Source organism: Robertmurraya beringensis, from assembly GCF_042433785.1.
Classification (GTDB): domain Bacteria; phylum Bacillota; class Bacilli; order Bacillales; family Cytobacillaceae; genus Robertmurraya_A; species Robertmurraya_A beringensis.
Map to the genome: position 1 here is coordinate 1 of NZ_JBHLUU010000124.1, position 24,269 is coordinate 24,269.

The 24,269-nt window shown below is 38.0% G+C and carries 25 protein-coding genes and 2 pseudogenes; all 27 read right to left on the reverse strand.

Annotation, left to right across the window (positions count from 1 at the left end):
* Window positions 1-189: 189 nt before the first annotated feature.
* The 27 genes and pseudogenes from lhaT to ACFFHF_RS21120 all read right to left on the reverse strand — a co-directional run bounded on the left by lhaT (window position 190) and on the right by ACFFHF_RS21120 (window position 24,072).
* Window positions 190-786, reverse strand: coding sequence for a lipoprotein heptaprenylglyceryl N-acetyltransferase LhaT (lhaT, locus tag ACFFHF_RS20990; RefSeq protein WP_340904480.1), 597 nt, complete (start codon window positions 784-786; stop codon window positions 190-192).
* Between the two features lie 60 nt (window positions 787-846).
* The gene (locus ACFFHF_RS20995) at window positions 847-1,614 is read right to left on the reverse strand and encodes a menaquinol-cytochrome c reductase cytochrome b/c subunit (protein WP_160547155.1); all 768 of its coding nucleotides are present in this window, start codon (window positions 1,612-1,614) and stop codon (window positions 847-849) included.
* Between the two features lie 53 nt (window positions 1,615-1,667).
* A complete protein-coding gene (gene qcrB, locus ACFFHF_RS21000; RefSeq protein ID WP_377058975.1) occupies window positions 1,668-2,342 on the reverse strand; it encodes a menaquinol-cytochrome c reductase cytochrome b subunit in 675 nt (224 codons plus the stop codon).
* A gap of 3 nt (window positions 2,343-2,345) precedes the next feature.
* Entirely contained in the window at window positions 2,346-2,852 is a 507-nt protein-coding gene (locus tag ACFFHF_RS21005; protein WP_160547153.1) for a QcrA and Rieske domain-containing protein, read from the reverse strand.
* A 150-nt stretch (window positions 2,853-3,002) separates the two neighbouring features.
* Window positions 3,003-3,467 (reverse strand): YpiF family protein, encoded by a 465-nt coding sequence (locus tag ACFFHF_RS21010; RefSeq protein ID WP_340904482.1) that lies wholly within the window; start codon window positions 3,465-3,467, stop codon window positions 3,003-3,005.
* A gap of 90 nt (window positions 3,468-3,557) precedes the next feature.
* Window positions 3,558-4,106: a ReoY family proteolytic degradation factor gene (locus ACFFHF_RS21015; protein ID WP_160547152.1), complete on the reverse strand. Its 549-nt coding sequence runs from the start codon at window positions 4,104-4,106 to the stop codon at window positions 3,558-3,560.
* A gap of 56 nt (window positions 4,107-4,162) precedes the next feature.
* Window positions 4,163-5,425, reverse strand: coding sequence for a tetratricopeptide repeat protein (locus ACFFHF_RS21020; protein ID WP_377058976.1), 1,263 nt, complete (start codon window positions 5,423-5,425; stop codon window positions 4,163-4,165).
* A 23-nt stretch (window positions 5,426-5,448) separates the two neighbouring features.
* Window positions 5,449-6,348: a hypothetical protein gene (locus tag ACFFHF_RS21025; protein WP_377058977.1), complete on the reverse strand. Its 900-nt coding sequence runs from the start codon at window positions 6,346-6,348 to the stop codon at window positions 5,449-5,451.
* A 113-nt stretch (window positions 6,349-6,461) separates the two neighbouring features.
* Complete coding sequence (aroA, locus tag ACFFHF_RS21030) at window positions 6,462-7,748, reverse strand: 3-phosphoshikimate 1-carboxyvinyltransferase (RefSeq protein WP_377058978.1); 1,287 nt, start codon at window positions 7,746-7,748, stop codon at window positions 6,462-6,464.
* Between the two features lie 28 nt (window positions 7,749-7,776).
* Window positions 7,777-8,883 carry a prephenate dehydrogenase gene (locus ACFFHF_RS21035; protein ID WP_377058979.1) on the reverse strand — a complete coding sequence of 369 codons (1,107 nt, stop codon included), beginning with the start codon at window positions 8,881-8,883 and terminating at the stop codon, window positions 7,777-7,779.
* A 21-nt stretch (window positions 8,884-8,904) separates the two neighbouring features.
* The gene (hisC, locus tag ACFFHF_RS21040) at window positions 8,905-9,999 is read right to left on the reverse strand and encodes a histidinol-phosphate transaminase (RefSeq protein WP_377059002.1); all 1,095 of its coding nucleotides are present in this window, start codon (window positions 9,997-9,999) and stop codon (window positions 8,905-8,907) included.
* A gap of 29 nt (window positions 10,000-10,028) precedes the next feature.
* Window positions 10,029-10,391, reverse strand: coding sequence for a chorismate mutase (aroH, locus tag ACFFHF_RS21045; RefSeq protein ID WP_377058980.1), 363 nt, complete (start codon window positions 10,389-10,391; stop codon window positions 10,029-10,031).
* Window positions 10,388-11,476, reverse strand: a complete 1,089-nt coding sequence (aroB, locus tag ACFFHF_RS21050) for a 3-dehydroquinate synthase (RefSeq protein ID WP_377058981.1) — start codon at window positions 11,474-11,476, stop codon at window positions 10,388-10,390. The genes aroH and aroB overlap by 4 nt, the downstream gene beginning before the upstream one ends.
* Window positions 11,476-12,639 (reverse strand): chorismate synthase, encoded by a 1,164-nt coding sequence (gene aroC, locus ACFFHF_RS21055; protein ID WP_160547145.1) that lies wholly within the window; start codon window positions 12,637-12,639, stop codon window positions 11,476-11,478. Before aroC ends, aroB begins: the two co-directional genes overlap by 1 nt.
* A gap of 114 nt (window positions 12,640-12,753) precedes the next feature.
* Complete coding sequence (locus tag ACFFHF_RS21060; protein WP_340904486.1) at window positions 12,754-13,530, reverse strand: CheR family methyltransferase; 777 nt, start codon at window positions 13,528-13,530, stop codon at window positions 12,754-12,756.
* A 167-nt stretch (window positions 13,531-13,697) separates the two neighbouring features.
* Window positions 13,698-14,144, reverse strand: coding sequence for a nucleoside-diphosphate kinase (gene ndk, locus ACFFHF_RS21065; RefSeq protein ID WP_160547144.1), 447 nt, complete (start codon window positions 14,142-14,144; stop codon window positions 13,698-13,700).
* A gap of 92 nt (window positions 14,145-14,236) precedes the next feature.
* Window positions 14,237-15,199, reverse strand: coding sequence for a heptaprenyl diphosphate synthase component II (gene hepT / locus ACFFHF_RS21070; RefSeq protein WP_160547143.1), 963 nt, complete (start codon window positions 15,197-15,199; stop codon window positions 14,237-14,239).
* 39 nt (window positions 15,200-15,238) lie between these two features.
* Window positions 15,239-15,940 (reverse strand): demethylmenaquinone methyltransferase, encoded by a 702-nt coding sequence (menG, locus tag ACFFHF_RS21075; protein ID WP_377058982.1) that lies wholly within the window; start codon window positions 15,938-15,940, stop codon window positions 15,239-15,241.
* A 5-nt stretch (window positions 15,941-15,945) separates the two neighbouring features.
* Entirely contained in the window at window positions 15,946-16,764 is an 819-nt protein-coding gene (locus ACFFHF_RS21080; protein ID WP_377058983.1) for a heptaprenyl diphosphate synthase component 1, read from the reverse strand.
* A 152-nt stretch (window positions 16,765-16,916) separates the two neighbouring features.
* The gene (gene mtrB / locus ACFFHF_RS21085; protein ID WP_160547140.1) at window positions 16,917-17,156 is read right to left on the reverse strand and encodes a trp RNA-binding attenuation protein MtrB; all 240 of its coding nucleotides are present in this window, start codon (window positions 17,154-17,156) and stop codon (window positions 16,917-16,919) included.
* Between the two features lie 62 nt (window positions 17,157-17,218).
* Entirely contained in the window at window positions 17,219-17,785 is a 567-nt protein-coding gene (gene folE / locus ACFFHF_RS21090) for a GTP cyclohydrolase I FolE (RefSeq protein ID WP_160547139.1), read from the reverse strand.
* Window positions 17,786-17,986: 201 nt separating this feature from the next.
* Window positions 17,987-18,103, reverse strand: a pseudogene (locus ACFFHF_RS21095) (HU family DNA-binding protein); the annotation flags it as partial.
* Window positions 18,104-18,284: 181 nt separating this feature from the next.
* The gene (gene ltrA, locus ACFFHF_RS21100) at window positions 18,285-20,180 is read right to left on the reverse strand and encodes a group II intron reverse transcriptase/maturase (RefSeq protein WP_340904492.1); all 1,896 of its coding nucleotides are present in this window, start codon (window positions 20,178-20,180) and stop codon (window positions 18,285-18,287) included.
* A 780-nt stretch (window positions 20,181-20,960) separates the two neighbouring features.
* Window positions 20,961-21,113, reverse strand: a pseudogene (locus tag ACFFHF_RS21105) (HU family DNA-binding protein); the annotation flags it as partial.
* Between the two features lie 346 nt (window positions 21,114-21,459).
* Window positions 21,460-22,938: a stage IV sporulation protein A gene (gene spoIVA, locus ACFFHF_RS21110; RefSeq protein WP_160547138.1), complete on the reverse strand. Its 1,479-nt coding sequence runs from the start codon at window positions 22,936-22,938 to the stop codon at window positions 21,460-21,462.
* 188 nt (window positions 22,939-23,126) lie between these two features.
* On the reverse strand, window positions 23,127-23,834 hold the full coding sequence (locus ACFFHF_RS21115; protein WP_377058984.1) for a YphF family lipoprotein: 708 nt from the start codon (window positions 23,832-23,834) through the stop codon (window positions 23,127-23,129).
* 37 nt (window positions 23,835-23,871) lie between these two features.
* Complete coding sequence (locus tag ACFFHF_RS21120; protein WP_160547136.1) at window positions 23,872-24,072, reverse strand: DUF2768 family protein; 201 nt, start codon at window positions 24,070-24,072, stop codon at window positions 23,872-23,874.
* Window positions 24,073-24,269 lie beyond the last annotated feature (197 nt).

The following is a 24,269-nucleotide window of genomic DNA, read 5'->3' on the forward strand; positions in this document are numbered from 1 at the left end:
CGCCCTTGATACTTTTATCGCAACCTTTTTCGACTGTTTGTCAAGAGCGATTGCGGGGCCTCACGTCCCCCCAATGGAAGTGATCTAATACTTTACATAGTTTTCATAGAACTTTTGACACTACCTTATACTATTAAATGTTATGTATGGGAGGACAAGGTTAGACCATAAAATATCAACTAGGTAAACTCAAATTGTTAGTTCCATTTTCTTGCTGTTTCCTCTTACCACAAACCAATAGGCAAGCGCTAAAGATACTATACTTAACCAAAATGTAAAATAACCAATTTGAGGTATATAGTCATCTAGCATATGATATCTAGGCAGCATTTTAAACACATAATCTATCACGTCATTATGTAGTGTCCAAATACCCGTTACAATTAAATGCCACGCCTTAAAACGGTAAAAAGGTGCATACAATAACCCCTGTAAGGCCATTGCACCATGCGATAGCATAAGCATATAACCGATTATATCTAATTCACCAGACACAACTAAAACAAGGTAGTTCATAACGACTGCCCAAATACCATACTTAAACAAGGTCACCATAGCTAAAGCCTCAAATAAAGGCCAGTTTTTCCCTAGTATAAAAGCAATTAATACAAATACAAAAAATAAACATGCTGTTGGGCTGTCTGGAACAAAAATTAAAAAAATCGGTGGTGTTTCAGCTAACTGATACCGGTACCAATAATAGGCGTAGATGGTCCCTAGAATATTAACTACAAGTAAGAACCAAAGAATCGTTCGATGGGTTAAAAAATAGTAAATCCACTTCATCATGCACACCTCGCTATCATTTGAAAAAAGCTGGCATATACTATGCCAGCTCTCAGGTTATTATTCACTTTTAAGAGAAGAGACAAACTCTGCAAGAACTTCTAACTCTTCATCAGTTCCTTTAAACATTCCAGCAGGCATAGAGCCTCTACCATTTTTAGCAATATCCTTAACATCATCAGCAGTTAATTCATTACCAACTAAAGCTGGATTTGGGCCTCCCCCTTGGAGATCGCCACCATGACAAGCTAAGCAGCCATTTTGATCGAGAAGCTTATAGCCGTCAGACTCTTGGTCAAACTCGACCTCAGCAACGATTTGACCTTGAGCTTTAGCAGCTTCCCAGTCATGTGTTGCAACAGATTCCCAAGTTAAGAATGTGATCGCTGCAAGAGCTAATAACATAAAACCAGTTGCTAATGGACGTTTAGAAGGACGACGTTCAGGTCCACGGTCGATAAATGGTGCTAACAATAATCCACCAAATGCTAAACCAGGAATAATAAATGCCCCAATCGCATTGTATGGTCCTGAAGCATAGCTATACTTTAACAATTGGTATAAGAATAAGAAATACCAGTCTGGCAGTGGAATATATGCCGTATCTGTTGGATCAGCCATTTTCTCTAGAGGAGATGGATGAGCAATAGTTAAACATAAGTATCCAATAAGGAAAACTGCTCCTACCATCCATTCTTTGAGAAGGAAGTTAGGCCAGAATGCTTCCGTTTTGCCAGGAAATTCCGAGTAGTCTTTCGGAATATTCGGTTTGCGTTCTGCAGGTACACGAGAATCACCTACGAACTTCATACCTTTTCCACGATGCATACAACAATCCCCCTCCTTTTTTATCAATCTCTTTCAATAGATTACATTAGATTTTACAATGGACCAGAGATACCTTGCTTACGAATCATTAAGAAGTGAGCTCCCATTAATCCTAATAGAGCACCAGGTAAGAAGAATACATGAATTGCAAAGAAACGAGTTAATGTTTGAGCACCAACAATATCAGAGTGTCCAGCAAGTAAGATCTTCACTTGTTCCCCGATCAATGGTGTTGACTCAGCAATTTTTATCCCTACCTGTGTAGCAAATAGAGCTTTCATATCCCATGGTAATAAATATCCAGTGAATCCTAAACCTAGCATAACGAAGAAAATTAATACTCCGACAACCCAGTTCAATTCACGAGGCTTTTTATAAGCACCTTGGAAAAATACTCGCAATGTATGTAAGAACATCATAACGATAACAAGACTAGCACCCCAGTGATGCATGCCACGAACAATTTGTCCAAATGCCACTTCATTTTGAAGGTAATAAACAGATTCCCAAGCGTTTTTAATATCTGGTACATAATACATTGTTAAAAACATACCGGATAAAATTTGAATTACAGTAACAAAGAACGTTAAACCACCAAAACAGTACACGAATGCTGAAAAGTGATGAGCAGGGTTTACGTGCTCAGGTACTTCATGATCAGCAATATCGCGCCACATAGGCGTAATATCTAAACGTTCATCTACCCAATCATAAATTTTGTTAAACATCTATTACGCCTCCTCTCTTGGCTTGGCTTTTCCTAAAAGTAGAAAGCCGTCTTTTTCTTGCGTTGGATATACATCAAGTTTTGCAATCGGTGGTGTACCAGGTACGTTCGTCCCGTCCTTTTCATACAATCCACCATGACAAGGGCAATAAAAACGATTTTGGTTTGCTTTGTCAGTGTTCCAGTCAACCACACAGCCTAAATGCTTACACACAGGTGATAAAGCGACGATCTCCCCATTTTCATCCTTGTATACCCATGCCGTATTTGTTACTTCTGAAGTGTACCAAGCATCTTTTTGCTCAAATGAAAAGTCAACTCGAGTTGGTTCTTCAGTAATTTCACTGATTTTCTGCGGAGTAGGAATAAAATCCCCACTTGCACTCGCTTTCAATACTGGATCTACAGCAAAGCGAACCATTGGCATAAGCATTCCAGCAGCCATGAAACCGCCTACACCAGTGAGAGTGTAGTTTAAGAATTGACGTCTAGAAACACGATGTTTGCTCATACTTTTCCCCCCTCTATTATGAAGTTGAGTCCAACGGACATAATTCAACACATTATAAAACTAGGACATAACCATGATATATCAAGATGTAAGCGAGGTCAATATAATACTTTGACCAAACGTTGTCAACTGTGTGACTAATATCTCATTTTATACATCTTCTTGCCATTTTTGCATGAACAATTGTAAGAGTTGTTTTACTTGGTCCTCTAAAATATTGTTTCTAGCTCCCTCATCCATAGCAGCTAACGGTATGGAGGGTAGCCAAATTAGACCTGCTTTTAATTCCCCTTCCAAAGATTTCCAAACGCTATCTGATGTGACAAAGAAAACATGTTTAAATCCATTATCAAAAAGCTCTTTCTCCCAAACAGCAGCTTCTTCAATTAACTTCTCTTTGCTCTTATTTTTTAAATAACTATGTCCGGGAAGCATGATCATTCTTCCCTTAAACTGCCTTTCTAGGGGAATTGTAAGCAGTTGGATAAATTCCGTCATCGCAACTGATTGTTTAATATCATTTCCAAATGACACTGGATATAAAGGCAACACAGCAGTATCTACATACTCTCTTGCTCCTAAAAACATGTCCATATCCTGAGAAACCCATTTCACGAGAACCACTCCATTTATCTATTAAATCATTCCTATCATACCATTTATTAGAAACAAAAAAAACCTGCTATGTACTAGCAGGTTTTTTCTTTATTCACTGTTTCCGAGCCGTTTTAGCTGTCCTGTTAGTTCCTGAAAGGCTTCCTGATCCTGTCTGTCAAGTGCATCATCAATCAACGTAAGAAGCTTATCACGCTGGAATTTTGATAAACTAGTTGTTAAAAATCTTTCAGCAAGGATACGATCCTTTTCATTAATTTGCAGACTGTTTGGCATAAATGGATTATCCTCTAACACAATCACATATTGATGCGCTTGATTTGATGCGTGAAAATTCAATTGAATATAAATCTCTTCATCTCGGTTTAGGCGAATGTCATGGAATGATTTTTCAGCATCCGTTGTCATCACATTTTCCTTATAAAAACGAAATGGTACTTCATCGACGCAATGTGTTGACATAACAAGACCACGTGGGCAATATTGCGCTTGATCAACAAAATGTACTTTCTCCATTAATTGATCATGGCTCATTAAGTAATTTAATATCCATACACATTCTCGTCTTTTAAGTTGATAATGATTTAAAAACCAGCGAATAAAATCTTTTTTCTCGTTGACAGATACAGGGGTCGTCATCGTTGCTTCCCTCCTCTGCATACAACTAATTTCGATTAAACACCTGTTTTTTTCACTTACACGTCTTCAGAAAATCTGTGCACCAATTCTGCAAACTCTTCATTACTTGGATCCATTTGAAGAAGTATACTAAAAATTTCTGCAGCGTCATTCGTTTTTCCTTCTTCAATTAAAAAATAACCGTAGTCTGATAAAAATTCTTGTTGATTCTTAAAGAAATTATATGCAAGTTGATATTTGTTTAATGCCTCTGAATATCTTTCAACATTCGCCAAAGCATTCGCTTCATCCCACAATAACTGCGGTTCTTCTACTCCTTGCTCATTCATAATATCAATAATTTCTAACACATCATCATATTTTTCTTGGTGAAAAAACAGCTTATTTAATGTAAGTGCGGCTTCAACGAACTCCGGATCAAGTGCTAACGCCTCCCTGATAAGCCTCTCTGCTTCATCCTCAAGATTTAATTTTAATGCAATTTTCCCACCATAAAAGAAGAGGTCTTTATTAAACTCGTCATATTGAATGCCTTCTTTAATAACCTCGAGGCTTTTCGTTAATTCTTCTTCATGCTCATACGCTTTAGCTAAATATAAGTAGAGAGAGTTGTACTCACGGTCTATATTCTTCAATTCTGTAAGTTTCTCGATCGCCGTTTGATAGTATCCCGCATGAAGGGCTGTAAAACCATACCCGAACAATGTATTCACTTCAAATCGGTCTTCTAGTGCTTGTTCGTAATGTGGTAATGCCTCCTCAAACGCACCTCCCGCACTGTACGCCTCTGCTAATCGTTGGTGAATACTTGTGCCAGCAATCTCTTTTTCCTTTTTAAGTATATCCTCATACAATCGAATCGCATTTGTAAATCTTCCTTGTTCCATATAAAGCTCTGCCAAAGCAAAGTCAATCAGAACTTCATCAGGAAGAACTTTTTTAGCTGTTAGAAGCTTCTGTTCACTTACCTCAAATAAACCCTGCATTTGGTATAAATCAGCTGCAAGAAGCAAGGCCTGAGGATAGCTTTGATCAGAAGAGTGTATTTTTTCTAAAGCTAGCATTGCTTCCTCCTCATTACCAAGCTCAATACAGGCCTCTGCTAATAACACCAGTAATTCTCCTTCTTCCGGGTACGCAATTAATAGCGTTTCAAAAAGTTCTTTTGCTTCTTCAAGGAAGCCTAGCTGAAGAAGTTCCTCACCAAGAACAAATCTTTCTTCATTTGATCCATTTAATAAAATATCTTTATAACTTTTTATTGCTTCATCATGTTGACCACTTTCTAATAGAGAAAGGATCTTTTCTACTTTATCCATCTTGTATCCCTTCTTACTTTAAACTATTCCCCTGTAAAAAAACTAGGAGTCTTTATGATGACATGTTCTCCATAGCCTGATCGAAACCATACCTTATCGCCTGCACGAATTACTTCGCCTTTATGGACGGTTACAAGGAGTCTATCACTATGATATAAAAATAGGCTCTTTTCATCAATATTTATGATTTCAGATGATTTCCTATAGAAATTATAGCTCACTTCACTTCCTGCATGTAAATGCGATTTAAGCGGTAAGATTCCGATCTTATGCAGGGCCTCCTGTGTGAGGGGTTCCCCTTGTATCAACTCTTCTCTTATATTAGCGATGTTATGTTTAGCCATGATTTCATTCCATACTTGTTTAGCACGCTTCTTCTCGCGTTCTCCGTCCATTTGAAAACATGGAATTAAAGGACTGTTATATGGAAACATAGCTTCCCTGATCCATCCCCATGGTTTCTCTTTTAGTTCATCTACTGAAGAAAACTCTATAAAAACAGGAACCTTTTCTCGTTTAGTCGTTCGTATAAAGGATGGTGTCAACGCAGATAAAGGAATCTTCACTCCAATAACATAGTCAATTGGACTGCTTAATAACCCCATTTTCGCCTGTTTTAAGCTCGTTTTTAATTTCTTTTCTTGAGATACTGAAACATATGTTAAAAATGTGGTACAGCCCCTTTTAAGAAACCTCTCCGTCATATATGACTTCATGTCTGAAAAGGATGTGAGAGTTGGTATTTTCGGGTCAAAAATGATATGAGGATTTGTCGTTATATAGCCGCTGGCATTCATTTTTACATAAGAATAGTTTTTCATTTCATTTGTGATTGTGGAAATACGCTCATTTTTCACAAGAATAGATATTTTCTCTAGCTTGTCCTTCTTTAAAAGGTTCATATTCTCTATAATATACGCCATAAAACCACCTCTTTTTAGGGTCTTATGACAAACTATGAAACAAAATGGACATTCATACATATTTATAGAAAATATAAAACTGACACGTATTAAATACGGGCCAGTTTCTTTTGTTAATTAATTAATTTATTTAAGTGTGAGAAGAACATTGGATATGACACAGAAATTGCTTCTTCATTTTCTAAGGTTACTTCCTCACTGCTAATTAAACTTGCAATGGCAAGCATCATTCCGATTCGATGATCTCCATAGCTATTCACTTGGCCCCCATGAAGTTTGCTACCACCGTGAATAATCATACCATCGTCCGTTGCTTCAATCGATGCTCCTAATTTCTTTAACTCATTTACAACTGTATCAATTCGGTTTGTTTCTTTTACCTTTAATTCCTCAGCGTCCTTAATAACCGTTGTTCCGTTTGCCTGTGTAGCTAATAAGGCAATGATAGGAATTTCATCGATTAAGCGCGGAATCATATCTCCCTCAATCGTTATTCCCTTAAGACTTGAGGTTGTAATCGTTAAGTCTGCTACAGGCTCTGCCGCATCTTTACCTTCTTCAGAAACATGAAGAGAGGCACCCATTTGAAGCATCACATCAATAATCCCTGTTCTAGAAGGGTTAATACCCACATTGCGCATTGTTACTTCACTATTAGGTACAATCGCTCCTGCAACTAAAAAGAAGGCAGCAGAAGAGATATCACCCGGTACATGAACATGAGTTGCCTGGAGTGTTTGTCCACCAGTTACGGAAACCTTTAAACCATCAACAGACACTTCCCCGCCGAATTGGCGAATCATTCTTTCTGTATGGTCTCTTGTTTTTGATGGCTCAATGACCGTTGTCGTACCATTTGCTTGTAAGCCTGCTAGGATAATGGCTGATTTTACTTGCGCACTTGCCATTGGTAGCTCGTACGTAAATCCTTCTAAATTTCCACCTCTAATAGAAATAGGAGTGAACTTCCCATTTTCTCTGCCGTCAATTACTGCTCCCATTTGGCTCAACGGATTCGTAACCCTTGTCATTGGACGTTTGGCGATTGAAGAATCTCCTTCCAATGCAGCATAAAAAGGTCTGCCTGATAAAATGCCAAGCATTAATCGTATCGTTGTTCCCGAGTTCCCCACATCAAGTCGTTCAGTAGGTTCTACTAGGCCGTCAAAGCCCTTCCCAATGATTTCAACCTTATCTTCGTGCTGGTGAATCGTTACCCCTAATTTTCGAAAGCAAGCAATCGTACTAAGACAGTCTTCACCTGTAAGAAAATTAGATACTGTTGTCTTCCCATGAGCAATCGCTCCAAACATAACAGAACGATGAGAAATAGACTTATCTCCTGGTATAGAGAGTTCACCTACCAGTCTCTTTACTTGTGACGTTAACACCGTTGTCATTGATTGTATCCTTCCTTTCGTGTAACCCCTATAGGCCGGTTGAGGTACCATAATTGGTATAACGCTGTATGCATTCCTCTGCTTTGGCCATATCGGTCTCTGTTTGAAAACTGATAACAAGTACACCGTTTATATCTTCTCTAGTTTCTAAAATACGGATATTTGTAATGGATATACGCTCTTTTGCTAAATAACCTGTGATTTCCGAGATAACACCTGGATAATCCGGAACATCCACAAATAGATCGTAAAATGCAGGGATTGCTCCCTTTTCCTTACTAGGTAGATCATCTCTAAAATTTTTGGCTTCAGCAAAATAATCGAATAGCTGGTCCTCATTGTTATCAGATAATATTTTCGAGAATTTATCCATTTCATCCTTCCAACGATCTAACAAAGAAAGAAGTACCTTCCTGTTATGAAGGGAAATATCCTTCCACATGGCTGGACTGCTAGAGGCAATTCTAGTAATATCTCTAAAACCACCGGCAGCCAACCTTGTTATAAGCTGATGATCTCTACTTGTTTGCTCAGCTTGATGTACGAGAGAGGCCGCAATCACATGTGGAAAATGGCTTATAACACCTGTTAAGTAATCATGTTCTTCAGGTGAAATAGTAATAAATTTTGCTCTAGTTCCTTCAAGCCAACGCTTTAATAAATCCACCTTTTCATCTTGGATATGTGGCTCTGGTGTAAATAAATAAAATGCATTTTCAAATAGAATTTCCTTAGCTGCTGCAACCCCACTTTTGTGTGAGCCAGCCATCGGATGCCCACCAATAAACGTAATGTTTTTCTCCTTTAAACACCTTGCTTTTAAAACAATTGCTTCTTTTGTACTTCCAGCATCACTTATGATCACATCTTGCTTTAGCGGAAGCTCACAAAGCCTCTCAATCATTTTTTCAGTTTCGATAACAGGCGTTGAAATAAGAATGACATCTGCGTTCACTGCTTCTTCTTCCAGATTGAAACAAATTTCATCAATTACACCAAGCATCTTTCCAAGACGGCATTGTTCAATATTTATGTCGAAACCTATTAGTGTTGATTCTGGGTGTCTTTTCTTAACGCAAAGAGCTAATGACCCCCCAATTAGCCCTAGTCCAATGACTAGCACACGCCCTTTCAAGAAATCACCGCCTAAAGTTACTTAATGTGCTTTCACTTGCATGTATTGTGACATTTTTTCAATAATGCCAGCATTTTGTTCTTTCGAGCCAACCGTAACTCGGACGGATGTTGGAAAACCAAGCGCATTTCCTGACCGAACGATATAGCCTCTCTCTAATAAGAACTGAAATACTTCATTGCCATCAGTCTTAAAATCTATTAAGATGAAATTCCCTTGGGAAGGCATATAAGACAGATTGTGCTCCTTACAGAAATTGTAAAACTGTTCTAATCCTTGATGGTTTAAGGTACGACAGTTTTCCACATACTCTTGATCACCTAAAGCTTCAATAGCCGCTAATTGTGCAAAGCTATTCACGTTAAATGGCTCTCTCACCGGTTCCAGCGCTCGAATGATTTCTTTGGAAGCAAATCCATATCCCACACGCAAGCTAGCTAGACCATAAATTTTCGAGAAGGTTCTAAGAACAATCAAATTTGAATACTGCTCTACTAGTTCCACAGAATTATAGTAATCATCCGCTACTACATACTCGAAGTAAGCTTCATCCAATACCACAAGTGTTTCTTTTGGAACTCTAGCAAGAAAACTTTCCAACTTTTTTTTTGGAATATATGTACCAGTTGGATTATTCGGACTACATACCCAAACAACATTTGTTTTCTCATCAATGACCGCAAGCATTTGATCTAAATCATGGTGACCATCTACCAGAGGAATTTCACGAATTTCTGCACCTTCAATAATCGCATTGTGCTTATACTGTGGGAAAGTTGGCGTAGCCATTACCGTATTAAAACCTGGTCGTAAAAGGGCACGGGCAATAATTAGAATCAGTTCATCTGAACCGTTTCCAAAGATCAATTGATCTTTTGTCACTCCCACATGCTCTGCTACACACTCGCGTAAGTTAGTGGCATAGCCATCTGGATAAAGTGCGAAATAGCCTGTCTCTTTAGACATGACTTCACTCACTTTTTTTGAACAACCAAAAGGATTTTCATTAGAAGCTAATTTTATGATTTCTTCCAACCCATACTGCCTTTTTACTTCATCCTTTGATTTCCCCGGCTGATAAGGGGCTAACGACTTTATTTGATCCTTCCATCTCATCATCCATCACCTCTTACGTATAAATATTCCTATTTCTTTAAATCCGGTCGTAAAAGAACGGCTTCTTCCAAATAAACATGTTCGATTTCGGTTTGTGCTACTTCAGTATTTACATGCATCATGACCCTAATACATAATTTGATACCAGTCGAAACAGAGATTTCCTTCATACACATGACAGGAACATAAGTCCAACCCTCTATTTCACGCATAGCTTTAGCTGGAAATGCAGCTGTAACATCATCGGTTACAGAAATAAATACCGATGCGACTGACTCTGGAGAGATTCGATTAGCTTGAATCATTTCATTGAGCAGTCTCTTGGTGGATGCTATAATTTCTTCCTCTTTATTTTCTTGTATCGTAATAGCACCTCTAACTCCTCTAATCATCGGCTCTCCTCCTTCATAAATTGTTTCAGTTCTTCTAAGAGGACATTTTCGTCAATTTTATAAAGGACCGGTTTCCCAACTTCCTCTAATAAAACGAATTGTATTACTTGTCCAATGGTCTTTTTATCCTGCTTCATACGATCGATTAACTTTTCTTCATAAAGGCCAGAAGGAACTTTTGTTGAGTAACCGAGTTTATGTAGCCATTCGAGAAATTCTTGTTGTTCAAACTGTAAATGTAAAAGTTTTTTACTTAACCGTAATGCGAATACCATCCCGATTACAACTGCTTCCCCATGTGTTATGGAGCCATACCCAGCCTCCGCTTCAATAGCATGACCAAGTGTATGTCCAAAATTCAAAAATGCTCGTATACCAAGCTCTTTTTCATCTTTTGAAACAACAGATTCTTTTACTTTTATTCCCTTTGATAAACACTCCTGTAATTGCTCGGTTGTTATCGTTTGAAGATTATCTATATCTGTTAAAAGCCATTGATAAAAATGAAGGTCATTAATTAGAGCATGCTTCATGACTTCTGCAAAGCCTGAACGACGTTCCATCGCTGGAAGGCTTTGTAGAAAATCAATATCGTATATAACAGCTTCAGGTTGATAGAATGCACCTATCATGTTTTTACCAAGAGGATGATTGATTGCCACCTTTCCGCCAACTGCACTATCGTGTGCCAGAATGGTAGTAGGCAACTGAATAAAAGGAACGCCTCTCATAAAAGAGGCAGCAACAAACCCACATAAATCACCAATCGCCCCTCCACCAAGTGCGATAAACAATGATTTACGGTCGAGTTTCTCCTGTAAAGCAGCCGTTAGACAATCATAAAAAACGTCAAACGTCTTGGCTTTTTCTCCATTAGGAACAAGATGTGTGACAACTTCGTATTCACCTAATTGATGTTTTACTTGATTTAAATACCTATCACCAACATTACTGTCGGTTATAATCATGATTTTGGTTACGTTTGAAAGATGTTCTTTTAAAAAAGGGGCTAAAGCTGTTAATGCCTCAGCCCCTAAAATTACAGGATACTCCTTAGAAGTGGTATGGATTTGAATCGTCTCCATTAAAACTCCCTCGCATATGCTCTTTGATCTTCAATCGATTTAATTAATGTATCTAGACGATCTGCATAGAATTGTCCAGTTATTGCTGTAGCAAGCTCCCAAGCAATCACATTTTCAGCAACGACTGCGGCAGCAGGTACTGCACAGCTATCTGATCTCTCAATACTTGCAGTAAAAGATTCTTTAGAATCGATATCCACACTTTGTAATGGCTTATAAAGTGTTGGAATAGGCTTCATTACTCCACGAATAACGATTGGCATGCCCGTCGACATTCCACCTTCAAGTCCACCTAGACGATTTGTGCTGCGATGGAAACCTTCTCCTTCACTCCACTCAATTTCATCATGAACTTCGCTACCAGGCTTCCTAGCTGCTTCAAACCCTATCCCAAATTCAACACCCTTAAAGGCATTAATACTTACGATAGCAGCAGCTAACTTAGAATCGAGCTTTCTGTCATAGTGAACATAGCTTCCTACACCAGGAGGCATTCCCTCAACAACTACTTCGACGATTCCTCCGATAGAGTCACCATTCGCTTTTGCATCATCGATGGCCTGCATCATTTTCTTTTCAGCCACAGGATCTAGACATCTTACTGGTGAATTCTCGGTAATTTCCGCCAAACTCTCCATGGAGTCATATGCATGTACCTCTGATTTAATCCCACCAATCTCAACCACATGAGAAGCAACCTTAATTCCTAGTAATGATAAAAGTTTTTTTGCAACTGCTCCAGCAGCCACTCTTACCGTTGTTTCTCTAGCAGAGGATCTTTCAAGAACATTACGCATATCTCGATGTCCATATTTAAGTGCGCCGTTTAGATCGGCATGTCCTGGACGTGGACGAGTAATAACACGCTTAACTTCTTCATCATCGGTAGGTTCTGCACCCATAATCTTTGTCCAATGCTTCCAGTCGTCGTTTTGTACAACGAGTGCTACAGGTGATGCAAGTGTTAATCCATGTCTGACACCGCTTGTAATATGTACAGTATCCTTTTCAATTTGCATTCTTCTACCGCGACCATGCCCTTTTTGTCTTCTTGCTAATTCTTTGTCAATGTCCTCTGCAAGAAGCGGCATTCCTGCTGGTAAACCTTCAATAATTGTTGTTAATTGTGGACCGTGTGACTCTCCTGCTGTTAAATATCTCATTTCTCTTTCCCCCTTCAACTCATTAAAGGATTATTTCTCAATATAACATATGTCCTTAAATAAACATAGCAGAAATTTGTGAATTTACAAAAAAAGAAGCCAAATTTTTGGCCCCTATCTTCTACGATAAAAAAAAGTGTCTTCTGTTTCAAGTCCATATACAGATGGATTAAAGATTTGCTCGGTACTACCGACAAAGAAAATCCCTTCCTGTCTCAATGCCTCACTGAATTTATAGTATAATACATCTTTCGCTTCTTCCGTAAAATAAATTAATACGTTTCGACACACAATCAAGTCAAAAGGCCCTCCAAAAGGATCAGCAAGTAAATTCTGCTTCTTAAATGTTACCGTCTTTTTGATATCGTCAGAAATCTTAAAGAAACTTCCATCCTGTGTGAAAAATTTCTTTTTCATTTCGGAAGGTACTTCATTCAAAGAACGTTCTGGATACATGCCGATCTTTGCTCTTTCTATTACATTATCATCGATATCAGTAGCCAAAACTTGAATCTGTGAAAGTGGCATAAAGTTTGAAAGGATCATGGCAATTGTATACGGTTCCTCACCTGTTGAACAAGCAGCACTCCACACCTTCAGACGCTTATTCTTCTCTATTAGTTTAGGAAGAATTTTCGTTTCTAATACTTCCCATCGTTTCCCATTTCGATAAAATTCCGACACATTGATCGTCATACGATCAAGAAACTCATTTAATAATAGCTTGTCCTGACTAATTGCTAAGTAATAGTCCTGAAATGAGCGAAACCCTTTTTTTTCATATAGAGAAATTAAGCGCCTTTTCATTTGTGCTTCTTTGTATAACGACAAATCAATCCCAGTCTTTTTCTTTATATTTATAATAAATTGTTCATAATCATTTCCCAGCATACTTTTTCTCCCCTGAACTTGAACTTTTCTATCTGTATGTATTATTATAGCGAAATTCAATAAAAAAGGAGAAAAATTATGTGAGAAAAGCCTTGGGTATTTTTCACTCCTATGTTTTGAATACGGTTACAAAAAAGAGACTTGTAAAAAACAAGTCTCTTTTAGTATTAATAAGCCCAATTGTTTATAAGCTTGTTATATGAAAGAAGTTCCTCTTCTTTAAAAAATAAAGCGATTTCTCTTTCAGCACTGGCAGCTGAATCTGATCCATGGATAATATTTTTCCCAACAATCACAGCAAAGTCCCCACGGATGGTTCCCGGTTGAGAATCCTTTGGATTTGTTGCACCCATCATTTGGCGTGCAGCAGCAATTACATTTTCCCCTTCCCAAACCATTGCGAAAACAGGACCTGAAGTGATAAAGTCAACCAACTCACCGAAGAAAGGGCGTTCTTTATGTTCACCGTAATGCTGTTCAGCTAACTCATTAGAAATCAGCATTAACTTTGCACCCACTAATTGAAAGCCCTTTCTCTCAAAACGTCCAACTATTTCACCAATCAAATTGCGTTGGACCCCATCTGGTTTAACCATTAAAAATGTTTTCTCCATCAGTTACACTCCTCTATGATTCGTATATGTATATGATTGCCAATAAACAATCCACGAAAATCGTAACATAGTTATAACTGATTTCGCAACATTTAAAATTTTCGTTTACCTATGTACACAGCTATATCTCTTAACGTCTTTTTGGCACGGTTATTTGGTAATTGATTTAATACATCAATCGCCTTGTGTAAGTACCGATCACTTATAGAAAGTGAACGCTCAATCGCATCAGAATTCTTTATTGCACGGATAATCTCTTCAATTTCTGCGGATGAAGTATGTTCATGAACAGCAGTAATTTTTTTACGTAAAGAATTATCTTCCATTGCAAACAATACTGGTAGGGTAATATTCCCTTGTAATAAGTCTCCTCCAGCTGGTTTACCTAATTGCTCTTCCGTACCCGTAAAGTCCAGAACATCATCCGTGATTTGAAAAGACATACCTACATAATATCCAAACTGATACAGCTTCTTGTGAATCTCTTCATCCACGTTTGCTGCCACCGCCCCGAGTTGACAGCTAGCTGCAATCAATAAAGCTGTTTTTCGCTTAATACGCAGCAGATAGTCACGTAGTGTTTGATTGTAATCATATTTAAATTTTATTTGCTCAATTTCCCCAACACATAACTGAACAATCGTTTCAGAGAGAATTTGGTGAGCAAGTGGGTTTTTAATATTTGTCATTAATTCTAGCGATCTGGCAAAAATATAGTCGCCTGTATACATCGCAATCCGATTATCCCATTTGGCTTTAATGGTTGGCTGGCCGCGTCTAAGTTCTGCATCGTCAATGACATCGTCATGAACAAGTGAAGCCATATGGATAAGTTCTAGCGCTACTGCCACGTTCTTCATTCCATGTATATCATAGTCGCCAAACTTTCCTGACAGCAAAACAAAAACAGGGCGAATTCTCTTCCCCCCTGCTTGCAACAAGTGTAGAGATGCTTGACGAAGAAGAGGTGACTCAGCCTCCACCGTATCTTCTAGTGTTTTCTCAATTATATTAATATCTGAGTTTAAAAATGAATACATCATTTTCAGCTTCATTCGTGAATCACCTAGCCTAACCTGTACATGAAGATTATTTTATTTATGACCAAAATGAACAGCAGCTGCCCCGCCACTGTATGGCTTATAAGTGACGTCCTTAAAACCAGCTTGTTTGAATAATTCAGCGAGTTCTTTTACCCCTGGAAAATCTCTAGCTGATTCTTGCAGCCAGGAATATTCACTATAACTTTTTGCAAACATCCTACCAAACAACGGCATAATAAATCGAAAATAAAAATAGAAGAGCTGTCGATAGCCTATTATTGTTGGTTGTGATGTTTCAAGACATACTGCAATTCCGCCCGGCTTTAATACACGATTCATCTCTTTCAATACTTGAAGATAATCGGGTACATTTCTTAATCCAAATCCAATCGTAACATAATCAAATGAATGGTCAGGAAATGGAAGCTCCATGGCATTTCCATGGATGAGCGTCACTTGATTGAGATTGGCCTCAGTAATCTTTTGTTTACCCACATTAAGCATATTTTGGCTAAAGTCAAGTCCTACCACTTCACCGGTATAGCCTACAGCATCTGCAAGTGCAATGGTCCAATCGGCTGTTCCACAACAAACATCTAGTGCCTTTTTCCCTTTTTGTACTTTCATTCTTTTCATCGTATCTTCTCTCCATTTAGTATGGAGTTTAAAGCTAATAACAGAATTCATTTTGTCGTAGTTATCTGAGATCTTTTCAAAAACGTTATGAACTCGTTCTTCTTTCGATTGATTCATACTTGTTACCCTTCTTCCACAAATGTTTTTGCCATCGTTTTTTGGTTTATAATGGATGTGATTCGAGAATCTAACAGCTCATTTATTCGAGGAAGCTCTTTTTTAGCCTTTTCTAATAATTGTTTAGAGAACTCTATATATCGGTCACAAATCAATATTAAGTAGTTTTGTTGCTCAAGAGACAGGTCTTTAAGTGAACCGTTATGTTTTGGAAAAACAAGAGTATGAAGAGCGTCAAATACAATCGAGGATTTTCTTTGTACAAAATTATCCTTTTCCTTACTAAGCCGCTTTATTAACAAAAAATTTTCAACAATGCTATCCCATCCATCTAAACGAAAATAATCAGTAAATTGATCAATAAGAGATGATTCGATCAACTTGACATTATTCATCAACGTATCAATTTCAGAACTACCTTTTTGATATACAATTATTTTTTTATCATTAATTTTTTTTATTCCTTGAGCTAGCATCCGGATAGCGTGAACATCATTACACTCTGCTAGTAGTTTATAATATAACCCACTATAATAAACGCCAGCTAATACAGTTAATTGCCTCTGCTTTAAGATTTCATTATTCGTATTTGTGTTGGTCACTTGTTCATGAGTATCAAGGGCTACTTGAAGCAACATGGTCGTTATAGTATAATTCTCCAACTCTTTATCAGATAACTTACACTGATCCAAAATCGAAATTAACAATAAAAGCTTATCTTCGTCTAACACTGGTTTATTAATATATTGGAACATATAGGGGTGAAGGAGCCTTTCCTCTACTTTTTCCTTCACATCGGCTATTTTTCTTTGAAAGTCTCCCACAATTATCACCCTTGTATCCCCAAATTCTGTATATGTAATGTGATTACCCTTATTATAATTCATAAAGTTTACTGCATATGTACGATTTATTACTCCACTAAAGGCAGAGACAATTATAACACAAATGCTTAACAAATGGTCATGTTTAGCATTTATTTCCCTTTTGTTTCGCTCTCAACCTCTCCATAAGAAGTGATAATTTTTGCATTTCCGCGAATTTTTATCGCTGATGTGTGTTCAGTAAACTGAGCAATCATTACTTCGCCTTTATCTAGTTTCTCTGAGTGATGAAACTTGGTATCGGTCCCTCTTGTTAAACCGATTACATTGACACCATCTTCTATTGCTTTAATAACAATATAATCACTTGTTAGCGAAGTTTTTGGGTCCATTATTTCTCGCTCCCTCATTTTGATTGAAAGGGCTAACCGTTATGTAGCCCCCTCTATAATGTTTAGTATTTAATTAAGGAAAGCACCTCAGCTCTTGCTGTTGCGTCCTCCGCAAGTGAGCCTCGGACTGCTTGAGTTACGGTCTTAGCACCAGGCTTTTTAACTCCACGCATAGTCATACACATATGCTCTGCTTCAACAACGACCATTGCACCATAAGGCTCCAGTTTCTCCATAATCGCGTCAACCACTGTGGAAGTAATTCTTTCTTGCAACTGAGGACGTTTAGCTACTGCTTCAACAGCTCTAGCTAACTTACTCAAACCCGTGACACGACCATTTCTTGGTATATAAGCTACATGAGCGACACCATAAAAAGGTACAAGATGATGTTCACACATGGAGTAAAACGGAATATCTTTTACAAGGACAATCTCTTCATGGTCCTCACTAAATACTGTTTCGAAATATTCTTTTGGATCTTGTTTCAATCCCGAGAATACTTCCTCATACATTTTCGCTACTCGTTTTGGCGTATCTAACACACCCTCACGATTTGGATCTTCTCCTACGGCTTCTAATATAAGACGCACCGCTTCCTCTATTTGGGTACGATTAACTTCTGACATACTAAATTCCTCCTACTGCAATGAGTTCCCTCTGTTTTTTCATATCATGCCAACTATACTTATACATATTAGCACAACCAAATTCTTTCTAGCAAAGTAGAAGGTTCTTTTAATGTGCCACAAAAGAGCAGAAAAAATAGAAAAAGGATCACGTATAAACGAGATCCTTTTCTATAACATAAACATATATCAATTTATGTATTATTTTACAGCGTCTTTAAGCGCTTTTCCTGGTTTGAAAGCAGGAACCTTGCTAGCAGAGATTTCGATCTCTTCACCAGTTTGTGGGTTACGTCCTTTACGAGCTGCACGCTCACGAAATAGTGATAGGTAACGTTTTGTTTATGCAACTCCACGTTTTCCCCCACTCCACACCGTACGTGCGAGTTTCCCCGCATACGGCGTTCCATCGATACAGATACCTAATGGTTTACCCAGTACATCGTCGCCTCCGTATGGGCATTCTAGTTAATTCTCGTCGCTCGTTTAACAACTATACCTATTCAGTCATAGTTAATTCTTTTCTTAACTTAAGAATTTTCTTCTGCTGATTAGGCTTTAAGCCTTCCATAACCTGTACATCATTATGGACATATTTATGGCACTGAACACACAATGTCGTCAAGTTAGAGACTTTATTCACTTTATCAAGGGACAATTCAGGTTTGCGATGATGTACCTCCACTGAATGTGGGTATACAAAATCTTTGCAAACTGAGCATTTGGCTTTATCACGTTTAATAGCGTATGGTCGATTCATATAATATTCAAAGTTGTGTTTATGGTTATTTAGGTTCGCATATATTCCTAATTTATCGTAATTAGTCCATATGTCTTCGAGATGTAGCTTACGATTCTTTTGAGTCGATTCGTGCCATTTGTCTCGCCCCGCAGGGGTGTAAGGAATCCAAGCAGGATTGAATAACTTTGCATACTCAATCTTAGTGATTGCAGTAATAGTTATCCCCACGATACTGTCTTGATATACTTCTGCGTATGTCTTGAAGTTATACCCTTCGTGCCTTACAACCCTGTTAGAAAGCTCGCATACCTTATAGATATGTTTGGTATGATTTCCACCATAGAGCTTCCTAAAACTACCCAACGTTACTCTGAATAATAAATTATCGATTTTCGAAAAGGTTTTCTTTGCTATGCCGATTTTATAATAGTTGGCTATACCAATGATTTTTGAATTGATAAGTTCAATCCGTGCTACTCTGTCTTTAGCGTGTTTTAGTCTACGTAATTGGTTAATATCCTGACTAATTTCATTAATCTTAGGCAAGAGCTTCTTCCAATCAGGATAGACTTTCCCAACTATCTTACCATCCAGACGTTTAGGTTCGGCTTTGATTAAGAAACCGAGAAAGTGTAATGGTTCTTCTCGACAGTCTGTAATGACCGTTTTCTCCTCGGATAATTCAAGTGAGAGTTTATGCTTCATATACTTCCTTAGCTTAGTGAGAAGCGTTTGGGCGTATTCCTTGGATTCCGTGAGGATTATCCAGTCATCTGCATATCTCACAAGGTTTACCTTGTGGTGTTTCGCAACCGTCTTATTCCGTAAGGATTGGTAAGTCTTTTCTTCGACAGTTTTTCCTTTTCTAGTAGTGGTATAAGTCACTACCGCTGGGTGTGATTCCCATAAGTCGCTAACCATCCAATCGAAGTTGTTCAGGTATATATTTGCTAGAAGGGGGCTGATAATACCACCTTGCGGTGTACCCATATCAGAGTCGATTATCTCACCGTCATCTAGTATCTTCGATTTCAGCATCTTTTTGATGAGAGCAAGGAATTGTTTATCCTTGATTCCCATTTCCCATAACATTGCTAGTAGCTTGTTGTGGTTGATGTTGTCGAAGTACCCTTTAATATCGCCTTCGATGGCAATATAGGCTTTCGCATTGATGTTTTGTACAACCCTTGCGATGGCGTGTTCTGTACTCCTGTATGGTCTAAAACCATAACTATGAGGGTAGAATTTTGCTTCACAATAGGGTTCGATAGCCATCCTTGCTATTTCCTGAATAATTCGGTCAACTATTACGGGTATGCCAAGTGGTCTGAATTTGCCTGTATTTTTCCCTTTAGGAATATAGGTTCTTCTAACCATCTTTGGGTTATAGTTGTCAATTTGAGATTTAATAAGTTCGATAAGTTCCAATCTATCCATTTGTAGATAGTCGTTGATGGTTGCACCATCGACTCCCGCAGTTTGGGAACCCCGATTGGATTTTATGTTGTGTATGGCTTTATCAATTACTGGTTCGGATTTCATAAACTCAAGTAAATTGTATAGAGGTTTTCCCTCTAGAGCCACTTGATATAACTTATCTTGGAATCCTATTAAGTCTCTTTCTCCTGCGATTGTACGACCTTTAAACCCCATATCATCACTCCTTTTGTAGTAGTGACTGATAGGTTAGCTGTTTAACTCGGACTTGCCTTGTATTGTCGTACGTCGATTTTCACTATCTTCTCTACCGACTAGTCCCCTTCGCTCAGAGATGTTTATATCCTTCATATAGAATTACTCCTATACTAATAACGGCATCTCGTCATCACTACTATGGGACGCTGACTGCTTTCATCACGCTCTTAGGTAATAGCATACCTCCTGTGATTACTCGCTCTCGACTGTTCCACACGACCTTTCCTTTAAACTGAACTTAGGCTCCCTCTTTACGCCGTTAGGCCTGAATAGAGTTTAATATCACAAATTGTTCTCTATTTCCAATACTATTTAGTGTATTAGATGATGGAACCATCGAAGAAAATCCCATCACACCTACTCTGTGTCCCCTTAGTGACAAGGGGAGGCGGCAATATCGACGCTTCACACAAGGGTTAGTCACCTAGCCATATTCAGTTTTGGAGTCCCGCATCATTGTTACGTTCTCAACCGAAGTAGAGATTCTTCATATAGAAGAGAGTCACTCGCAACGTAGATTACGACTTTACCTAGCTTCGTACAATCTGGTGTGCTATCACCTCGTTGCACGTAGGAGTCTCAGACTCATATCCAAATGTGATATTAGATATGGGGCGATTTTTCATACGCCCATCAGGTGCGTGTAGTTAGACTCCAACGGAGTCCGCTCATTTCCTAACTTTGGATTTGCATCCTATAGCGTTATGCTACGTTAGTTATGGAGCAACAGCCCGCACCTTCGAAGTTCCCAAATCCGATTAATTGAACTTTATCACCGTTTTTAAGGGCTTCAAGAATTGAATCGAAAACTGCGTCAACTGCTTTAGTAGCGTCCTTTTTAGAAAGTTCACTTGCTTCAGCAACTGCGTTGATTAGTTCTGTCTTGTTCATGCCTTTCACCTCCTCCCAAAATGGTATATTCAGTAAGTGAAAACGTTCTTATCTTCATTAGTAAACAATTTAGTTGAATTCTATACGTAATTGAAGCTGTTTTCTCTGACATGCCTTATATTAAATGATGAAAACTAATTTTTCAACGTTTTTTTTACGAAAAACCTTTATTTATAAGGGTTTGACGGCATATCGTAGTAATTCTGTTAAAAGATTATCATAATAAATTGGGGTTATCAAGAATTTTCGCTAATTTATGGTAGTATTTTCGTGGTTTTTAACGAATTTTGTCGTAGTTTTATTAAAATCAATCAAAAAAAAAGACTCCTAGATAGGAGTCGATACATTATAAGATTATAGCAATTAATCCACCAGAACCTTCATTGATGATTCTTTCTAGTGTTTCTTTTAGTTTATATCTTGCGTTTTCAGGCATTAATGATAATTTTGCTTGAATCCCTTCACGAACAATTGAACTTAGGCTTCTTCCAAAAATATCAGAGTTCCAGATAGAAAGTGGATCGTCCTCAAAATCCTGCATTAAGTAACGAACCAATTCCTCACTTTGCTTCTCTGTACCGATAATCGGAGCAAATTCAGACTCTACATCCACTTTAATCATATGAATGGATGGAGCTACCGCTTTTAAGCGTACACCAAAGCGTGGTCCTTGACGGATGATCTCAGGCTCATCCAGGCTCATATCCGCAAGTGATGGTGCAGCAATTCCATAACCTGTTTGTTTCACCATCTTAAGCGCATCAGAGATTTGATCATATTCTTGCTTAGCATGTGCAAAGTCTTGCATTAGCTCTAACAAATGATCTTTTCCTCTTATTTCTACTCCGACAATTTCTTTTAAAATGTCATCGTATAAATCATCTGGAGCGTATAGGTCGATCTCTGCAATTCCTTGCCCCATCTCAATTCCAGCAAGACCTGCACGATCAATAAATTCATAATCACTAAATTGACTTACGACTCGGTCAACATCTCTTAATCTCTTAATATCTTTAACTGTGTCTTTCACTGCTTCCTGATAGCTTTCCCTTAACCAGTGATCTTCTCTAAGTACCATAACCCAGCTAGGAAGATTCACGTTTACTTCGAGCACAGGGAATTCATAAAGCGCTTCACGCATCACGTTCATGACATCACCTTCGCGCATTCCCTCTACACTCATAGCTAATACAGGAATATCGTATTTCTCTGAAAGCTCTGAACGTAATTTTTCCGTATTTGGATGATATGGTTGTACGCTGTTAATGACCATAATGAACGGTTTGCCAACCTCTTTTAATTCATTGATTACTCTTTCCTCGGCTTCTAAGTATGCAGAACGTGGAATTTCTCCGATGGTACCATCTGTAGTAATAACCACACCAATCGTTGAGTGCTCTTGTATAACCTTCCTTGTTCCAATTTCAGCTGCTTCGTGGAATGGAATAGGCTCCTCATACCAAGGCGTATTAATCATTCTTGGTCCATTTTCGTCTTCATAACCCTTTGCACCTGGGACCGTATAGCCCACACAGTCAACTAAGCGGATATTCACATCCAACCCATCGTCAACATGAATGCTTGCAGCCTGATTTGGAACAAATTTTGGTTCAGTTGTCATAATCGTTTTTCCAGCAGCACTTTGAGGCAATTCATCTTGGGTGCGAGCTCGATCTGATTCATTTGCCATGTTTGGAATAACAACTAGCTCCATAAATTTCTTAATAAAGGTTGATTTTCCTGTTCTTACAGCTCCTACAACTCCTAAATATATATCGCCGCCCGTTCTTTCGGCAATATCTTTAAAAATATCTACCTTTTCCAAGTGATCCCCTCCTGAAATCTATGAGATAGTGGGATAAAATAACCCTAATGTATAGACAATATATGTGTATGACGTTGTCCTACAACGTTATGACAGTTTTTATAATTTTTTTTGCCTAACTGTTATAGTCCATACAAATATAAAAAGCCCCTCTCCTACATTCTATTTCTGTAGGTGAGGGGTTATGACTAATCCACTAAAAAGATAGGTTCTTTCGTCTTTTCATCCATTGTATAAGGTAGTGAAAAGGCAGGCACAAACAATGAATCTTGCAATAAGCAGTCGCGAATATCCTCTCCCGCTGTCTTCTTACAACTTCCACTTTGCATCGCTTGATATAAATCACTTCTGTAATCTATAAATACTTCACCACTTCCAGTAATAACAAAAGAAAGGTTTTGGTTCGTATAAGGACTAACAACAAATGGTTCTTCCTCATAACCTATTTTCTTGAAATCCATTGTGTATACACCTTTTGTTATTTCTTCTTTGTATGGAGGGTATTTTTGTAAACTAATTAAAAGATTTATATCTTTAATTTTTTCCGCCATTCGCAAATCAAAGATCTTTACCGTTGGATTCTCCTCTACGTCAACTAGTACGTATTGAAATATACCTCCGGATTCATAAGCGTTTCCAGGTGGTTCTGCTAAATACTTTGGACTGATTCGGTTAAAATCAATCGGATACTTTTCGTAAATAGGAGTATCCATTTCCTTTGTCTTTATAGGTAAGATGCCACCATTGTCCTCTTGAAATTGCTTAACCGCTGATTGAACTGCTTGAACTTGATCTTCGTACGGTATTTGGTTTTGAGCTAACTCATCTTGAGGATACATGCAGCCCGTCAATAATATTAAAACAATAGACAATAACAATACTACTTGGTTTTTCATACACTCAACCCTTTTAACCTATGTATTTCCAATACACTTAACTTGTTGGTCCCGATAGCACGACAAAAAAAATGATTATTCCAGAAATAACCATTAAAGAATAAGCAATAATAGCCGTTATTGCTTTTAAAACTTTGTTAGAAAATTTAAATCTGCTTAAGTAAATTAAAATAATGGAAATAAACATAAAGCCCATCCCCGCCAAGGAGATCCACATTTTCATTAGTGACGTTGACATAAATAACTCCCTCCCTTTGCCTAAAATATTATATCATAAATGCTCCAATGCTTGCCTTACTCATTTAAGATCAAAAAAAGCTGAAGCAAAGGAGGGGCAGCTCTTTACTTCAGCTCGTAAGACTAAATATACATACTCCCTGTTCATTTCACCAGGTTTGCTTCGTTGCATTGTATGCATTTCTCTATGTAAACGCA

Coding starts and splice junctions, on each gene's coding strand:
- lhaT (WP_340904480.1), bottom strand. CDS start 786: ATGAAGTGGATTTACTATTTTTTAACCCATCGAACGATTCTTTGGTTC.
- ACFFHF_RS20995 (WP_160547155.1), bottom strand. CDS start 1,614: ATGCATCGTGGAAAAGGTATGAAGTTCGTAGGTGATTCTCGTGTACCT.
- qcrB (WP_377058975.1), bottom strand. CDS start 2,342: ATGTTTAACAAAATTTATGATTGGGTAGATGAACGTTTAGATATTACG.
- ACFFHF_RS21005 (WP_160547153.1), bottom strand. CDS start 2,852: ATGAGCAAACATCGTGTTTCTAGACGTCAATTCTTAAACTACACTCTC.
- ACFFHF_RS21015 (WP_160547152.1), bottom strand. CDS start 4,106: ATGACGACCCCTGTATCTGTCAACGAGAAAAAAGATTTTATTCGCTGG.
- ACFFHF_RS21020 (WP_377058976.1), bottom strand. CDS start 5,425: ATGGATAAAGTAGAAAAGATCCTTTCTCTATTAGAAAGTGGTCAACAT.
- ACFFHF_RS21025 (WP_377058977.1), bottom strand. CDS start 6,348: ATGGCGTATATTATAGAGAATATGAACCTTTTAAAGAAGGACAAGCTA.
- aroA (WP_377058978.1), bottom strand. CDS start 7,748: ATGACAACGGTGTTAACGTCACAAGTAAAGAGACTGGTAGGTGAACTC.
- hisC (WP_377059002.1), bottom strand. CDS start 9,999: ATGAGATGGAAGGATCAAATAAAGTCGTTAGCCCCTTATCAGCCGGGG.
- aroH (WP_377058980.1), bottom strand. CDS start 10,391: ATGATTAGAGGAGTTAGAGGTGCTATTACGATACAAGAAAATAAAGAG.
- aroB (WP_377058981.1), bottom strand. CDS start 11,476: ATGGAGACGATTCAAATCCATACCACTTCTAAGGAGTATCCTGTAATT.
- aroC (WP_160547145.1), bottom strand. CDS start 12,639: ATGAGATATTTAACAGCAGGAGAGTCACACGGTCCACAATTAACAACA.
- ACFFHF_RS21060 (WP_340904486.1), bottom strand. CDS start 13,530: ATGCTGGGAAATGATTATGAACAATTTATTATAAATATAAAGAAAAAG.
- ndk (WP_160547144.1), bottom strand. CDS start 14,144: ATGGAGAAAACATTTTTAATGGTTAAACCAGATGGGGTCCAACGCAAT.
- hepT (WP_160547143.1), bottom strand. CDS start 15,199: ATGAAGCTGAAAATGATGTATTCATTTTTAAACTCAGATATTAATATA.
- menG (WP_377058982.1), bottom strand. CDS start 15,940: ATGAATCAATCGAAAGAAGAACGAGTTCATAACGTTTTTGAAAAGATC.
- mtrB (WP_160547140.1), bottom strand. CDS start 17,156: ATGGACCCAAAAACTTCGCTAACAAGTGATTATATTGTTATTAAAGCA.
- folE (WP_160547139.1), bottom strand. CDS start 17,785: ATGTCAGAAGTTAATCGTACCCAAATAGAGGAAGCGGTGCGTCTTATA.
- ltrA (WP_340904492.1), bottom strand. CDS start 20,180: ATGGGGTTTAAAGGTCGTACAATCGCAGGAGAAAGAGACTTAATAGGA.
- ACFFHF_RS21115 (WP_377058984.1), bottom strand. CDS start 23,834: ATGAAAAACCAAGTAGTATTGTTATTGTCTATTGTTTTAATATTATTG.
- ACFFHF_RS21120 (WP_160547136.1), bottom strand. CDS start 24,072: ATGTCAACGTCACTAATGAAAATGTGGATCTCCTTGGCGGGGATGGGC.